This window comes from Solwaraspora sp. WMMD937, from assembly GCF_029581175.1.
Lineage (GTDB): Bacteria > Actinomycetota > Actinomycetes > Mycobacteriales > Micromonosporaceae > Micromonospora_E.
In genome coordinates this window covers 4,342,005-4,356,485 of the sequence record NZ_CP120738.1, presented here as the reverse complement: position 1 = coordinate 4,356,485, position 14,481 = coordinate 4,342,005, and the positions used below count along the sequence as shown (strand labels likewise).

At 70.2% G+C, this 14,481-nt stretch carries 13 protein-coding genes and 1 tRNA gene; 2 read left to right on the top strand and 12 right to left on the bottom strand.

Annotated features, from left to right (window positions below):
- Positions 1–22: 22 nt before the first annotated feature.
- A complete protein-coding gene (locus O7621_RS19355; RefSeq protein ID WP_282230551.1) occupies positions 23–1,756 on the bottom strand; it encodes a cellulose-binding domain-containing protein in 1,734 nt (577 codons plus the stop codon).
- 307 nt (positions 1,757–2,063) lie between these two features.
- Here O7621_RS19355 and O7621_RS19350 point away from each other — a divergent pair, with 307 nt between their 5' ends.
- A complete protein-coding gene (locus tag O7621_RS19350; protein WP_282230550.1) occupies positions 2,064–3,053 on the top strand; it encodes a M20/M25/M40 family metallo-hydrolase in 990 nt (329 codons plus the stop codon).
- 153 nt (positions 3,054–3,206) lie between these two features.
- Here the strand turns inward: O7621_RS19350 and O7621_RS19345 are convergent.
- The 9 genes from O7621_RS19345 to ald all read right to left on the bottom strand — a co-directional run bounded on the left by O7621_RS19345 (position 3,207) and on the right by ald (position 11,378).
- Positions 3,207–3,280 (bottom strand) — tRNA-Pro (locus O7621_RS19345).
- 109 nt (positions 3,281–3,389) lie between these two features.
- The gene (der, locus tag O7621_RS19340) at positions 3,390–4,775 is read right to left on the bottom strand and encodes a ribosome biogenesis GTPase Der (RefSeq protein ID WP_282230549.1); all 1,386 of its coding nucleotides are present in this window, start codon (positions 4,773–4,775) and stop codon (positions 3,390–3,392) included.
- Positions 4,772–5,452, bottom strand: a complete 681-nt coding sequence (gene cmk, locus O7621_RS19335; protein WP_282230548.1) for a (d)CMP kinase — start codon at positions 5,450–5,452, stop codon at positions 4,772–4,774. Before cmk ends, der begins: the two co-directional genes overlap by 4 nt.
- Positions 5,453–5,551: 99 nt before the next feature.
- The gene (locus O7621_RS19330; protein WP_282230547.1) at positions 5,552–6,292 is read right to left on the bottom strand and encodes a pseudouridine synthase; all 741 of its coding nucleotides are present in this window, start codon (positions 6,290–6,292) and stop codon (positions 5,552–5,554) included.
- Positions 6,279–7,139 (bottom strand): SMC-Scp complex subunit ScpB, encoded by an 861-nt coding sequence (gene scpB / locus O7621_RS19325; RefSeq protein WP_282230546.1) that lies wholly within the window; start codon positions 7,137–7,139, stop codon positions 6,279–6,281. The genes O7621_RS19330 and scpB overlap by 14 nt, the downstream gene beginning before the upstream one ends.
- Positions 7,136–8,038 carry a ScpA family protein gene (locus O7621_RS19320; protein ID WP_282234656.1) on the bottom strand — a complete coding sequence of 301 codons (903 nt, stop codon included), beginning with the start codon at positions 8,036–8,038 and terminating at the stop codon, positions 7,136–7,138. The genes scpB and O7621_RS19320 overlap by 4 nt, the downstream gene beginning before the upstream one ends.
- 78 nt (positions 8,039–8,116) lie before the next feature.
- Entirely contained in the window at positions 8,117–9,046 is a 930-nt protein-coding gene (locus tag O7621_RS19315; RefSeq protein ID WP_123601316.1) for a ParA family protein, read from the bottom strand.
- Between the two features lie 239 nt (positions 9,047–9,285).
- On the bottom strand, positions 9,286–10,239 hold the full coding sequence (locus O7621_RS19310; protein WP_282230545.1) for a site-specific tyrosine recombinase XerD: 954 nt from the start codon (positions 10,237–10,239) through the stop codon (positions 9,286–9,288).
- Positions 10,240–10,262: 23 nt separating this feature from the next.
- Positions 10,263–11,378, bottom strand: coding sequence for an alanine dehydrogenase (ald, locus tag O7621_RS19305; protein ID WP_282230544.1), 1,116 nt, complete (start codon positions 11,376–11,378; stop codon positions 10,263–10,265).
- A 259-nt stretch (positions 11,379–11,637) separates the two neighbouring features.
- Between ald and O7621_RS19300 the strand changes: the two genes are divergently transcribed.
- The gene (locus tag O7621_RS19300) at positions 11,638–11,889 is read left to right on the top strand and encodes a TM2 domain-containing protein (RefSeq protein WP_278168812.1); all 252 of its coding nucleotides are present in this window, start codon (positions 11,638–11,640) and stop codon (positions 11,887–11,889) included.
- Positions 11,890–12,004: 115 nt separating this feature from the next.
- Here the strand turns inward: O7621_RS19300 and O7621_RS19295 are convergent, their stop codons facing one another.
- Both O7621_RS19295 and O7621_RS19290 read right to left on the bottom strand, forming a co-directional pair.
- Positions 12,005–12,658 (bottom strand): NUDIX hydrolase, encoded by a 654-nt coding sequence (locus tag O7621_RS19295; RefSeq protein ID WP_282230543.1) that lies wholly within the window; start codon positions 12,656–12,658, stop codon positions 12,005–12,007.
- Complete coding sequence (locus O7621_RS19290) at positions 12,658–14,358, bottom strand: CTP synthase (protein ID WP_282230542.1); 1,701 nt, start codon at positions 14,356–14,358, stop codon at positions 12,658–12,660. Before O7621_RS19290 ends, O7621_RS19295 begins: the two co-directional genes overlap by 1 nt.
- Positions 14,359–14,481: the final 123 nt, after the last annotated feature.

The following is a 14,481-nucleotide window of genomic DNA, read 5'->3' as shown; positions in this document are numbered from 1 at the left end:
GGATCGGCCCGGGCCCGACCTGTCAGTTCGGGGCGTGGACCCCGGTCGCCGCGTAGTCCCTGATGGATCCCCGCACGTACATCTCACTGCTACCGTTGCCGGAAAAGTACTGCTCGATCGAGCCGGGGAACGGCGCGTTGGAGGCGTTGCGCCCGTACACATCGGTGTACACGGTAGATGGACCGCTGTTGCGTACCGAGAAGGCGCCGGGCCGGTACTCGCGAAGGGTGCCCTTGAACGGCGAGCGCGGATCATCCCAGGCGACCTGCTGGCCGGTCTGCTGGGTCACCCGTCGGGCCTCGGCGCAGTAGTCGCCACCGGCGAGGTCCGTGTAGCACAGGTCCACGATCCGGCCCATCCTGTTTGGCAGGCTCGGGTCGTAGTACCGGGACGGATTCACGACGTAGAACAGCGGCGCGAGGTGAAAGTCCAGCCCGGAGCCCGTCACCTGCACGTCGGAGAACCAGAAGTCGTCCATGTCGGAAACCGTGAACGGCACCGGATTGGGGTAGAGCGGGTCGAAGTGCGTACGGCCCTCCCGGATCGCGTCGATACAGCCGGTCTCGGCGATCAGCCGGCCCAACGAGCGGGTGTCCGACGGCGAGTCCGCCGGCACCGGGGGTGCGACGTTGATGAACGGGCGGCCGAAGCCGGGGCATTCGCTGGGGCTGAAGCCGCCGGGTCGACCGAGCGGGATCATCGCGTTGTACCGGGCCTCGGTGACCGGGCCACCGTTGCTTCCGACGCAGCGCTGGTTGAACAGCAACTCGTGGACGTTGTTGGTGAACGCGTCCGGCGAGTGGGTGCCCTGGTGGAACTTGAGCAGGATGTCGCAGACGGCGACGGTGGGCCCCTGCGGCGGGAAGAAGCTGGTGCCGTTGTCGCCCTGGATGACGTTGCTGTTGTTCACCACCAGTACCTTGTGCCCGACGTGGTCCTCGTGGCGGTGACTGTGGTCTGGCATGTTGTCCAGCATGACCTCGCTGGTGTAGCCGAAGGCGGGCCACCCGGCGGTGCCGTACAGGTCCGAGGTCCGCGGATCGTCACCGTGCTCGTGGCCGAAGTAGCAGCCGCTCGGATCCCGGGTCGGGTGCCAGGTCGGGTAGACCTTGCCGTCGGGGCCGTAGGTCCAGTACCGAGCGTGGATCTCGACCGAGCACTCCCCGGCCTGCGGCAGGTAGCCCTTCTCGTTGGCGGTGGCGATCAGTTCGTACGCCCGGCTCCTGGGCGCACTCGCCGGCGGCAACGCCGTACCCCAGGTCGGGTCGCCGGGTGGCATGGTCGGTGGCGGACTGGACGGTGGGGCGGTGGTGGTGGGCGGTGGGGTGGTGGGGTCGGTCGGCGATCCCGTACAGGTGGTGCCGTTGAACGCGAAGCTGGTCGGCGCGGTGTTGCTGCCGTTCCACGAACCGTTGAAACCGAACGACGCGGTCGCCCCGGTGGCGATGCTGCCGTTGTAGCTGGCGTTGCGGGCGGTGACCTGCCCACCGCTCTGCGACACCGTGGCGTTCCAGGCCTGGGTGATCTGCTGACCGTTGCCGTAGCTCCAGGTCAGCGTCCACGAGCTGACCGGGTCACCGAGGTTGGTGACGGCCACGTTGGCGGTGAAGCCACCCGGCCACTGCGAGGCGACGGAGTAGGTGACGCCGCATCCGACGGCAGCGTGAGCGGCCGTGACGGCCACTCCGCTCCCGGCGATGACGGCCGTCACGGTCGCGGCTGACCACAGCCGGGACCGGTACCGGTGTAGGCGCATGTGCTGGCTCTCCTCCACTGTTGTGCGGACGGATCGACAGGGCGCGCTGTCACCTACGGTCGACCACCCCGGGTGGCCTGAAGCGCGAAGTCCCGGTGTGGCGCGGCACGGGTGGCACCGGGCAGCGCGGCGTGGTGGATCGTCCGAAGGGAAGACAGCGAACGCACCATCAATAGATGTTCATAGATGTTACGCCCGGGGCACTCCCTGTCAACTGGATACACTGGCGCCTGTCGGTGTAGGCTTGATCATCTTTGGAGCTGCCGAACCTCGCCTACCCGTTCTCGGTCCGACGCAGTCCGAACGCGTGCGTAAGCTGCGCGCCGCTATCGACGACGACGCCCTCGGCCGCGTACTCAGAGCCCTTCCGGCTCCCCGGGTACGGACACTCACCCCGGATGTCTGTGCCGGACTGGACATCGAACTACGCAACCGCTTTGCGGCAGTGGGATGGACGGCGCGGCTCGACCACTTCCACGCGCGGGGTGTCGCCCAGTGGGGGCCGAGTGGGCGGTACGAGGATGTCCTGACCGGCACCGACATCGACGGCGTCAACATCGTCGCCGTCAAGGAGGGCGAGCTCTCCGAAGCGGTCCTGGTCCTCGCCCACCACGACACGGTCCCGGGCACCGGCGGCGCCGACGACAACGGCACCGGCATGGTCGGGCTACTGGAGCTGGCCCGCCTGCTGGGTGCGGCGCGATTCCGCCGGACGGTGCTACTCGTCGCGGTCGACCACGAGGAGCTCGGCTTTCACGGTGCGCGTCATCTGGTGCGGCAGATGTTGGTTGGCAGGCGGAAGGTGGTCGGTGCCTACGTGTTCGAGATGCTCGGATTCATTAGCACCGAGCCGGGCAGCCAACATCTGCCGCGCGGGCTCAACCTGCTCTATCCCGGGCAGATCCGCCGGATCCGGCGCAACGGGCAGCGAGCGGACTTCGCCGCAGTGCTCTACCAGCGGTCCAGCCGGACGATGGCGGCCCTGTTCGCAGCCGCACTGACCCAGCTGAACGGCCCGACCGGCGCCGTCCTGCTCCGCGCGCCAACCGACCTGCCGGTGCTGGGGCCGCTGCTCAACCGGTTCGTACCGTTCACCCAGCACTTCGCGCGCAGCGATCACCTGCCGTTCTGGGACGCCGGACTGCCCGCGGTCCAGATCACCGACACGGCCAACTTCCGCAACCCGCACTACCACCGGCCCGGCGACGTGCCCGACACGGTGAGCATGACGCAGGTGGCGGACGTTGTCGCAGCCACCGCCCTGGCCGTGGAGATCCTGGCGGAGCGGCTCGGCTAGCTGGAACTGGCGCCCGCGAAATCCGGACGGCATCCTGACACCCTCGACATCTCCCTGTTGGAGAGGGTCTTGAGCGACGTGCCAGACCAAACATCCATGCCGATCAATGAAAGGAGGCCCGCAAGCTTACTGCCTGCGGGCCTCCTTTCGCTGTCGGGACGGCCGGATTCGAACCGACGACCCCTTGACCCCCAGTCAAGTGCGCTACCAAGCTGCGCCACGTCCCGCTTCAGCCGGCACAGCGCCGGCGGCAGCCGGTACAGCGTAGCGCACCGGTCGGCCGGGACACCGTGGCCCCCACCCGGGGAGCCACGACAGCCATACCGGCGACGGGTCTCAGCCGTGGGCCTTGCCCCGCCCGCCGGGACCCACCTGCTTGCGCGGGCGCACCGTGACCTCGATCGGGGTGCCTTCGAAGCCGAACTCCTCCCGCAGTTTGCGCTCGACGAACCGCTGATAGCCGGCGTCGATCGGGCCGGTGGTGAACAGCACGAATCGCGGCGGCGCCACGCCGGCCTGGGTGGCGAAGAGGATGCGCGGCGCGCGGCCGCCGCGTACCGGGTGCGGGGTGGCCTGCACCAGGGCGGTGATCCACTGGTTGAGCTGGCCGGTCGGAATCCGGGTCTCCCAGCTGGCCAGGGCGGTCCGCAGCGCCGGGGCGAGCCGCTCCACCGACCGGCCGGTCCGGGCGGAGATGTTCACCCGGATCGCCCACGGGATGCGCCGGAGATCCCGCTCGATCTCCTTCTCCAGGTAGTACCGCCGGTCGGCGTCGACCAGGTCCCACTTGTTGAACGCGATCACCAGCGCCCGACCGGCCTCGACGACCATCGACAGCACCCGCTGGTCCTGCTCGCTCAGGACTTCGCTGGCGTCGAGCAGGACGACCGCCACCTCGGCCGCTTCGATCGCACCGGCGGTGCGCAGGCTGGCGTAGTACTCGGTGCCGCTGGCCCGGTTTGCGCGCTTGCGCAGCCCAGCAGTGTCGACGAACTGCCAGGGCTCACCGCCGATGTCGACCATGCTGTCCACCGGGTCGACGGTGGTGCCCGCGACGGAGTCGACGACGGCCCGATCCTCCCGGGCGAGCCGGTTGAGCAGACTCGACTTGCCGACGTTCGGCCGGCCGACCAGGGCGACCCGGCGAGGGCCGCGCGGCCCACCCGGCTCGGTGACCGGCGGCGGATCAGGCAACGCGTCGAGGACCGCGTCGAGCAGATCGCCGGACCCGCGGCCGTGTAGCGCGGAGACCGGGTACGGCTCCCCCAGGCCGAGCGACCACAGGGCGGCCGACTCCAACTCGACGGACATGTTGTCGGCCTTGTTGGCGACCAGCAGGACCGGTTTGGCGCTGCGTCGCAGCATCTTGACCGCGGCCTCGTCGACGTCGGTCGAGCCGACCGTGGCGTCGACGACGAACAGGACGACGTCCGCGGTGGCCACCGCGGCTTCGGCCTGGGCGGCGATCGCGGCGGCGCGGTCGCGGGCGTCCGGCTCCCAGCCGCCGGTGTCGACGACGACGAACTGCCGACCGGACCAGTTGGCGTCGTACGGCACCCGGTCCCGGGTCACACCCGGGGTGTCCTCCACCACCGCCTGCCGGCGGCCGATGATCCGGTTGACCAGTGTGGACTTGCCGACGTTGGGACGCCCGACGACGGCGACCACCGGGACCGGGGCGGCCGGCCCGGTCCGCTCGTCCGGGACTGCCTCGGCGCTCACCGGGTCGTCCGGGCTGCGAGCAGCTCACGGAGCCGGTCGACGACCTCGTCGATGCCCATCCCGGTGGTGTCCAGCTCGACCGCGTCGGCGGACTGCTGCAACGGGTCGGCGGCCCGGGTCGAGTCGAGCCGGTCGCGGCGGGCCAGCGCCGCCGCTGTCGCCGCCACGTCGGCGGCGGTCTCGGCGCTGCGCCGCATCGCCCTGGCCTCGGCCGACGCGGTGAGGTAGACCTTGAGATCAGCATCGGGTGCGACGACGGAGCCGATGTCACGGCCCTCGACGACGATCGGGGCCGGCTGGTCGATCAACGCACGCTGCTCGGCGACCAGCCGTTCACGTACCGCCGGCACGGCCGCCACCGCGGACACCGCGGAGGTGACCTCCTGGCTGCGGATCTCGACGTCCACCGCGACGCCATCCGCGCTGATGTGCGGTGCCGCCGGATCGGTGCCGACGGTCAAGGTGACGTCCGACGCGACCTTGACGACCCCGGGCATGTCGTGCGGATCGACGCCAGACCGGAGCACCGCCCAGGTGATCGCCCGGTACATCGCCCCGGTATCCAGGTAGCGGGCGCCTGTCGCGGTGGCCAGTCGCCGGGAGACGGTGGATTTGCCGGATCCGGACGGGCCATCCACCGCCACCACGAAGTGCCCGGTCCGTGCCTGCTCAGCCACCGTCGGTTTCCTCTCTTCCGTACCACCGGCCCCGGCAGTCCCGGGAGCATCCACGAGGGCACCTGCCGAGTGCCCGCTTTCCGGGTCCATCATGCCTGGTTAGTCGCTAACGGCCGAGAAGAGGGCGGCGACCTCCGCGTTGTTCAGCCGCCGGGTCCGCCCCGGCCGCAGGTCACCGAGCCGGATCGGCCCGATGGCGGTCCGCACCAGTCGCGAGACCGGGTGCCCCACCTCGTCGAACAGCCGACGCACGATGTGGTTGCGCCCCTCGTGCAGCACCACCTCGACCTGCGCGGTGCGACCCAAGGTGTCCAGCAGCGCGTACTTGTCCACTTTGGCCGGCCCGTCGTCGAGATCGACACCGGCGAGCAGCCGGCGGCCGACCGCCCGGGGCACCGGGCCGGCAATCTCACACAGGTACGTCTTCGGCACCCCGTACGACGGATGCGTCAGGCGATGCGCCAGCGTGCCGTCGTTGGTCAGCAGCAACAGTCCCTCACTGTCCGCGTCCAGCCGGCCGACGTGGTAGACCCGCTGGTCGACCCGGTCGAGCAGGTCCGACAGCGCGGTACGCCCCTTTTCGTCTGCCATGGTGGAAACGACGCCGCGGGGCTTGTTCATCGCCAGATAGGCGAGCCGGTGGTCGGCGACGACCCGTTCGCCGTCGACGTGGATGACCGCCGTACGCGGGTCGACCTTGTCACCAAGTTGAGCGATGCGTCCGTCGACCGTCACCCGGCGTCGGAAGATCAGATCCTCGCAGGCCCGCCGCGAGCCGACCCCGGCGGTGGCGAGCACCTTCTGCAGACGCTGGACACCGCTGTCGTCATCGCTGGGCATCGGCAATCTCTTCCACGTCGTCGGGCAGGAACGGCGCGAGCGAGGGTAGCTCCTCGACGCTGTCCAACCCCAGTTTTTCCAGGAACAGCGTCGAGGTGCGGTAGAGGTAGGCGCCGGACTCCGGCTCGCTGCCGCACTCCTCGATCAGACCACGGGACAACAGGGTACGGATCACCCCGTCGCAGTTGACACCCCGGATCGCGGAGACCCGACCACGCGTCACCGGCTGCTTGTAGGCGACCACGGCGAGGGTCTCCAGCGCGGCCTGGGTCAGCCGCGCCGACTGCCCGTCGAGCACGAACCGCTCCACGTACGGTGCGTACTCCGGACGGGTGTAGAGCCGCCAGCCGCCGGCTACCCGGCGCAGGTCGAAGCCGTGACCGGCCGCGGTGTAGCCGGCGGAGAGGTCGGCGAGGACCGCGGCGATCCGGTCGGTGGGCTGCTCCAGCACCTGGGCCAGGATCACCTCGGCGACGGGTTCGTCGACCACGAGCAGGATCGCTTCGAGCGCGGCGCGCAGCTCGCCGTCGTCGAGCAACGCCAGCGCCTCCGGCCGGACCGGCGACGGCTCAACCACCGGGGTCGGCTCGGGAGCCGACACCGGTTCAGGCTCGGGAGCCGACACCGGTTCAGGCTCGGGAGCCGACACCGGTTCAGGCTCGGGAGCCGACACCGGTTCGGGCCCGGGGGCCAGCTCCGCCGCCGGGACCAGTTCAGGCTCGAGGGCCGGCGGCGGCTCCGGTTCGGGCGCGGGGGCACGCTCCGCTGGTACGGGGGCCCGCGCCCACGGTGGCACCCAAGCGGCCGCCTGCTCGGCGAGCGAATCGGGCTGCTCGTCGGTGCTCATGAGGTCTCCTCGTGGACGGTGTCCGGCTGGGCGGGCGGTGCCGCCGCGGCGTCCCGTTCCTCCGGGTGGCCGGCGTACTCGTCGATGGTGAGCTCCCCGCCGCTGTCGGCGCCCCCGGTCCAGCGTACGGTCAGATCCCCCAGGGCCTGCTCCTGGCTGAAGCCGACCAGACCCTCCCGGTAGAGCTCCAGCAGCGCGAGGAAGCGTGCGACGACCTCCAGGGTGGACTCGCAGTCCAGGCACAGCGTCTGGAACGTCGCGGTGCCCATCCGGCGCAGCCGGTCACGCAACAGAGTGGCGTGCTCCCGCACGCTCACCCGGATCTGGTGCACGTGGTCGATGGAGACGACCGGTGCGGCGCGTGGCGTCATCGCCCTGATCGCGAGCTTCGCGAGGCGCTCCGGACCGATACCGAGCACCAGCTCGGGCAGCGCCTGCGCGTACCGCTCCTCCATGGTGACCGAGCGGGGATAGCGGCGGGCCCCAGCGGTCTCCAGCTCGGCGATGTGCGCCGCGGCCTCCTTGAACGCCTTGTACTGCAACAGCCGGGCGAACAACAGGTCCCGGGCCTCCAGCAGAGCCAGATCCTCTTCGTCCTCGACCTGAGCTGCCGGCAGCAGCCGGGCGGCCTTGAGGTCGAGCAGGGTCGCCGCGACGACCAGGAACTCACTGGCCTCGTCCAGGTCCCAGTCGTCGCCCATCGCCCGGATGTAAGCGATGAATTCGTCGGTGACCTGGTGCAACGCCACCTCGGTCACGTCCAGCTTGTGTTTGCCGATGAGCTGCAGCAACAGATCGAACGGGCCGGTGAAGTTGTCCAGCCGGACGGTGAATCCGGTGCTCTCGCCGGGCAGGGTCACCCCGGCGGCGCCGCCGGAGCCGGGGGCCGTCTCAGCCACCTGCCCAGCTGTCGCGTCGACCGTCGGAGCGCTCACCCGTCGACCGTAGTCCACCTGCTCGACGAGCTGCACCGCAGGTTAGCGCTCCGCCTGGTGCGCGATGACCTCACGGGCCAGCTGCCGGTAGTTGCGGGCCCCGGAGGAGGCCGGGTCGAGGCTGGTGATCGGCGCGCCGGCCACCGTCGACTCGGGGAACTTCACCGTCTTGGTGATGACTGTCTGGTAAACCTTGTCGCCGAACGCCTCGACCACCCGCTGCAGCACCTGCCGGCAGTGGGTGGTGCGGCTGTCGTACATCGTGGCGAGGATGCCTTCCAGCTCCAGGTCGAAGTTGAGCCGCTCGCGGACCTTGTCGATGGTGTCCAGCAGCAGCGCAACCCCGCGAAGGCTGAAGAACTCGCACTCCAGTGGGATCAGCACACCGTGCGCCACGGTGAGCGCGTTGATCGCCAGCAGACCGAGCGAGGGCTGGCAGTCGATCAGAACGAAGTCGTACTCCTTGCGGATCGACTTGAGCACCCGGGCCAAGGCCATCTCCCGGGCGACCTCGTTGACCAGCTGGATCTCCGCAGCCGACAGGTCGATGTTGGCCGGCAGCAGGTGCAGACCGGCGACATCGGTCTTGATCAGCACGTCCTCGGCGGTGACGTCGTCCTGCATCAGCAGGTTGTAGACCGACAAATCGAGGTTGTGCGGGTTGACCCCGAGCCCGACCGACAACGCGCCCTGCGGGTCGAAGTCGACCAGCAGCACCCGGCGTCCGTACTCGGCCAACGCGGCACCGAGGTTGATCGTCGTGGTGGTCTTGCCGACGCCGCCCTTCTGGTTGGCCATCGCGATGATCCGCGCCGGGCCGTGCCGGTCGGTCGGCATCGGCTCGGGGATCGGCTTGCGCATGGTGTAGGCGGTCGGATCGGCGGGACCGAGCTCCGCGCTCAGATCGAGCCCCGCCTGTTGTTCGCGGAGCGTCGAGGTCCACGCCTCGGCACGGTCACTGTTGCCCGCCATGTCCTGTGCGCCCCCTCCCGACGACTGCTCGGCGCCGGAGCCGACCGGCGTCTGCAGCGGCGTCGCCGCTGCGGGCCTTCGCCTGCCGCCGTACGAAAGCCGCACCGTTGCCCGACTGTACGCCACCCGGCCGGGGTGCGGCGGACACCGGTCCGGCGTGTCGACCCGGCTTGACCCGGGTACGCCCGACGTCCGCACCCGCACCCGGCTACTTATCAACCGTAGGCACGCGGAGCGGGTCAACGACGGGCCCGCGGGTGCGAGGTGGCGTAGACCTCGCGGAGCCGGTCGACGGTCACCAGAGTGTAGACCTGAGTGGTGGTCACCGACGCATGCCCGAGCAGTTCCTGGACCACCCGTACGTCCGCGCCGCCGTCGAGCAGATGGGTGGCGTACGAGTGCCGCAGGGTGTGCGGGGAAACCGGATGCGCCCCGCTCACCGGCAGCCCGGCGCGTTCGGCGGCGCGCCGCAGCACCGTCCACGCGCTCTGCCGGGACAACTGCCCGCCCCGCGCGTTGAGGAAGACGGCCGGGCTGCCCCGTCCCGCCGCCGCGAGGGCCGGCCGCACCCGGGTCAGGTACGCCCGCAGCGCGGCGGCCGCGTACCCACCGACCGGGACCACCCGCTGCCGGCCGCCCTTGCCGCGAAGCAGGACCGCCCCGGTGGCCAGGTCGAGGTCGTCGACGGCGGCACCGACCGCCTCGGAGATCCGCGCCCCGGTGCCGTAGAGGAACTCCAGCAGCGCCCGGTCGCGGACCGCCAACGGCGGCACCGGACCGTCCACTGCCCCGGCGGCGGCCAGCAGCCGTTCGATCTGGTCGAGGTCGAGCGCCCGGGGCAGCCGGCGCGGCGGGACGGCGGGACGGACGTCGCGGCCGGCGTCGGAGTCGGCGTGTCCCTCCCGGACGGCGAACCGGTGCAGCCCGCGGATGGCGCTGGCGGCCCGGGCCGTGGACGCGGCCGACAGCGGCGGCTGCCCATCTGCGCCGGACCGCATCGCGGCGAGGTGCCCGGTGATCTGCGCGGACCCCACCTTAGCCAGCTCATCGATCCCCAGGTTCGCCAGGGTGCCGAGGTACCGGTCCAGGTCGCGCCGGTACGACCGGAGGGTGTGCTGGGACAGCCCGCGTTCGACGGTCAGGTGGTCCAGGTAGCTGCGGACCGCATGCCGCAGCGCGGGTGCCGGCGGCACCGTCGGCGGCGGCGCGTCGCCGGTCAGCCCAGCACCTCGGCCAATGACCGGCTACTCAGGCCGTGTGCCTCGGCCACCGGGCCGGAGGTGATCTCGCCGTCGTGGGTGTTCAGACCGGCGGCGAGAGCCCGATCGTGGCGCAGCGCGTCGCGCCAGCCCCGGCTGGCGAGTTCGAGGGCGTACGGCAGGGTGACGTTGGTCAACGCGTACGTGCTGGTGTGCGGGACGGCGCCCGGCATGTTCGCCACGCAGTAGAAGACCGAGTCGTGGACCGGGTAGACGGGTTCGGCGTGGGTGGTGGGCCGGGAGTCCTCGAAACAGCCACCCTGGTCGATCGAGATGTCGACGAGCACACTGCCAGGCTTCATCCGGGACACCAGTTCGTTGGTGACGATCCTGGGTGCCTTCGCCCCGGGCACCAGGACCGCGCCGATCACCAGGTCCGCGTCGATCACCGCCCGCTCGATTTCGTAAGTGTTTGACGCAACCGTCTTCATCCGCCCCTGGTGGATCGCTTCCGCCTGACGCAGCTTGCTGATGTCCCGGTCGAGCAGCAGGACGTCGGCGTGCATCCCGAGCGCGATCGCCGCCGCGTTCATCCCGGACACCCCGGCCCCGATGACCACCACCTTCGCCGGGTAGACGCCGGGGACCCCGCCCATCAGCACGCCGCGCCCGCCGCCGGGACGCATTAGGTGGTACGCGCCGACCTGCGCGGCCAGCCGACCGGCGACCTCGGACATCGGTGCGAGCAGCGGGAGGGACCGGTCGGCGTTCTCCACCGTCTCGTACGCTATTCCGGTGACCCGCTGCCGCAGCAGGGCGTCGGTGCACTCCCACGACGCCGCAAGGTGCAGGTAGGTGAAGAGCACCTGGCCGGGACGCATCCGGTGGTGCTCCTCGGCGACCGGCTCCTTCACCTTGAGTACCAGGTCGGCGCTTGCCCAGACATCGTCGGCGCTCGGGGCGATGCTCGCCCCGGCGGCGGCGAACTCGTCGTCGGTGATGGAGGACCCGACGCCGGCACCGGTTTCCACCGTCACCTGGTGACCGGCCCGGGTGAACTCGTGCACCCCGGCCGGGGTGATCGCCACCCGGTACTCGTGGTTCTTGACCTCGCGGGGAATGCCAACCTTCACGTCGCCGTCACCTTTCCGCAGGCCACGCTGCCCGAACCTGTCTCCCGGCGAAGTCTAGATCCGGTCGACGGGTCCGACAGCCCGCAGGTTGACAGTCACTGTCGGCGCGGCTTGACGGTGTGTCATCCCGCGCAGCCGCCGGCCAGATAGCCACACAGAGTGAAGGTTCGAGACCACCAGGTAGCACCCGTTCACAGTTTTCCCAGAATCCGGACCTTCGCTGCGACGACCTGGACCAAGGTCACTACATTGCCGCTTCATGACCTTTCCTCAGCATCCTGGCGCCGGTGGCGTCTCCGACAAGAGCAAGATCATCGCCGGGGTCCTCGGCATCCTGCTGGGCGGCTTCGGAGTCGGCCGGTTCTATACAGGCCACACCAAGATTGCCGTACTCCAGCTGGTCGTCAGCGTCGTCACCTGCGGCCTCGGTTCGCTCTGGGGCCTGATCGACGGAATTCTCGTCCTGGTCAACGGCGGCACCGACGCTCAGGGTCGGCCGCTGCGCGACTGACCACACCACAGCTCGGCGACTACCGCCTAACCGGTAGCCGAACGGAGACTGCGACAAGTCGAACGGCGGTCGGGCGGACAACATCCGCCCCGGCCGCCGTTCGCTGTCCACCGGGTCAGCGCGCTGCGCCGCCGGGCGGGCGCGGGGCAGGTTCGGTGACGGCGCGCAACGCCGCCCACCCCGTCTGCCGGGCGCAGGCGGCAGCCAGCAGACCGGCCACCGCCGGACCGTTGGTGATCTCGCCGGCCAGCACCATCCGGGCCGCCTCGTCGAGGTCGACGAGGCGGACCTGCAGCTCCGCCTCCTCGTCGTGGCGGTGGTGCCGGTCCTGCTCCGGCACCGGGGTGAGGTCCCGGGCGAGGAAGATCCGGACCGTCTCGTCCGAGAATCCCGGCGACGGGTGCACATCGACGAGCAGGTCGAGTCGACCGGCGGCCAGGTCGGCCTCCTCGACGAGCTCCCGGTGGGCGGTGACGGGCAGGTCCTCCCCGGCGACGTCGATCAGGCCGGCGGGCAGCTCCCACAGTTGCCGGCCCACCGGGTGGCGGTACTGACGGATCAGCACCACCCGTCCGGCCTCGTCGAGCGCGACCACTGCGACCGCGCCGACGTGCCGTGCATAGTCGCGCCTGGCCACACCGCCGCCCGGCATCGTCACCTCGTCACTGACAACCGAGAAGACCGGGCCGGAGAACCGGTCGGTCCGCGACAACACCTGGTAGGCGTGACCGCCCGAGCCGTCTTCGGCGTCCGGCCCGTGCTCCCGCATCAGGCTCGGCCTCCGGGGGCCGGCGCCAGATCCACCGGCAACTGGTCGGCCTCCGAATAGGTGATCACGGCACCGACGAAGGCGTGGAACAACGGATGCGGCCGGGTCGGACGGCTCTTCAGCTCCGGATGGGCCTGGGTGGCCACGAAGAACGGGTGCTCAGCCCGGTCCAGTTCGACGAACTCCACCAGCCGGCCGTCCGGCGAGGTGCCCGAGATCCGCAACCCGGCTTTCTCCAACACCTCCCGGTACGCGTTGTTCACCTCGTAGCGATGCCGGTGCCGCTCATTTACCTCGGTCGCCCCGTACGCCTGCGCGACGATCGAGCCCTCGGCCAGCAATGCCCGGTACCCGCCCAGCCGCATCGTGCCGCCCATGTCCCCCTTGCCGGCGACAATCTGCTCTTGGTCAGCCATGGTCGCGATGATCGGGTGTTCGACCTCCTCGTCGAACTCTGCCGAGTTGGCACCGGCCAGACCGGCGCCGTTGCGGGCCACCTCGATCGCCATGCACTGCAGACCGAGGCAGAGCCCGAGCACCGGGACACCCCTCTCCCGCCCGTACCGGGCCGCGCCGATCTTGCCCTCGATGCCCCGCACCCCGAACCCGCCCGGAATCACGATCCCGTCGACCCCGCTGAGCGCGGCGGCGGCACCGTTCGGGCTGACACACTCGTCGCTGGGCACCCACCGGATCTGCACCCGCGCACGGTGCCCGAAACCCGCCGCCCGGATCGCCTCGGTCACCGACAGGTACGCGTCCGGCAGGTCAACGTACTTGCCGACCAGCGCCACGGTCACGGTGTGTCGCGGATGGTGCACCCGCTCCAGCAGGTCGTCCCAACTGGTCCAGTCCACGTCCCGGAAGGACAGGCCCAGCCGGCGCACCACGTAAGCGTCGAGGCCCTCCCGGTGCAGCACCTTCGGGATGTCGTAGATGCTCGGCGCGTCGGGGGCGGCGATGACCGCCTCCCGGTCCACGTCACAGTAGAGCGACAGCTTGTGCTTCAACTTGTCCGGGATCTCCCGGTCGGAGCGGCACACGATCGCGTCCGGCTGGATACCGATGCTGCGCAGCGCGGCGACCGAGTGCTGCGTCGGCTTGGTCTTGAGCTCGCCGGACGGCACCAGGTAGGGAACCAGCGACACGTGCAGGTAGAAGCAGCGGTCCCGGCCGACATCGTGGCGGACCTGGCGGATCGCCTCCAGGAACGGCAACGATTCGATGTCGCCGACAGTGCCGCCTACCTCGGTGATCACCACGTCCGGGATCAGCCCGTGCTCGTCGGGCTCCCCCATCGCCCGGATCCTGGCCTTGATCTCATTGGTGATGTGCGGGATCACCTGCACCGTGTCGCCGAGGTACTCGCCCCGGCGTTCCTTGGCGATGACCTCGGAGTAGATCTGACCGGTGGTCACGTTGGCCTTGCAGGACAGGTCACGGTCGAGGAACCGCTCGTAGTGCCCCACGTCGAGATCGGTCTCGGCGCCGTCGTCGGTGACGAACACCTCACCGTGCTGGAAGGGGTTCATCGTGCCGGGGTCGACGTTGAGGTACGGGTCGAGCTTCTGCATCACCACCCGGAGTCCGCGGGCGCTGAGCAGGTTGCCCAGGCTGGATGCGGTCAACCCCTTGCCTAGTGAGGACGCGACGCCCCCGGTGACGAAAATGTGCCGTACCGTCTGTGTCGAAGGGGCCAAGGCGTGCTCCCGTGGGTCGTCTGACTGGTCGTGCAGACCGGCGCGTCACTGATGAAGCTGCTGGCGCGATCCACGGGACTCCACGGTAACACCTGCCGAAACAGCGGACCCGCTGACCTCGTC

What these genes read in the sequence shown, in the direction of transcription:
- O7621_RS19295 (WP_282230543.1), bottom strand. Translation starts at nt 12,658, where the DNA reads ATGCGGGAGCACGGGCCGGACGCCGAAGACGGCTCGGGCGGTCACGCC.
- O7621_RS19300 (WP_278168812.1), top strand. Translation starts at nt 11,638, where the DNA reads ATGACCTTTCCTCAGCATCCTGGCGCCGGTGGCGTCTCCGACAAGAGC.
- O7621_RS19315 (WP_123601316.1), bottom strand. Translation starts at nt 9,046, where the DNA reads ATGGCGGGCAACAGTGACCGTGCCGAGGCGTGGACCTCGACGCTCCGC.
- O7621_RS19330 (WP_282230547.1), bottom strand. Translation starts at nt 6,292, where the DNA reads ATGCCCAGCGATGACGACAGCGGTGTCCAGCGTCTGCAGAAGGTGCTC.
- scpB (WP_282230546.1), bottom strand. Translation starts at nt 7,139, where the DNA reads ATGAGCACCGACGAGCAGCCCGATTCGCTCGCCGAGCAGGCGGCCGCT.
- O7621_RS19355 (WP_282230551.1), bottom strand. Translation starts at nt 1,756, where the DNA reads ATGCGCCTACACCGGTACCGGTCCCGGCTGTGGTCAGCCGCGACCGTG.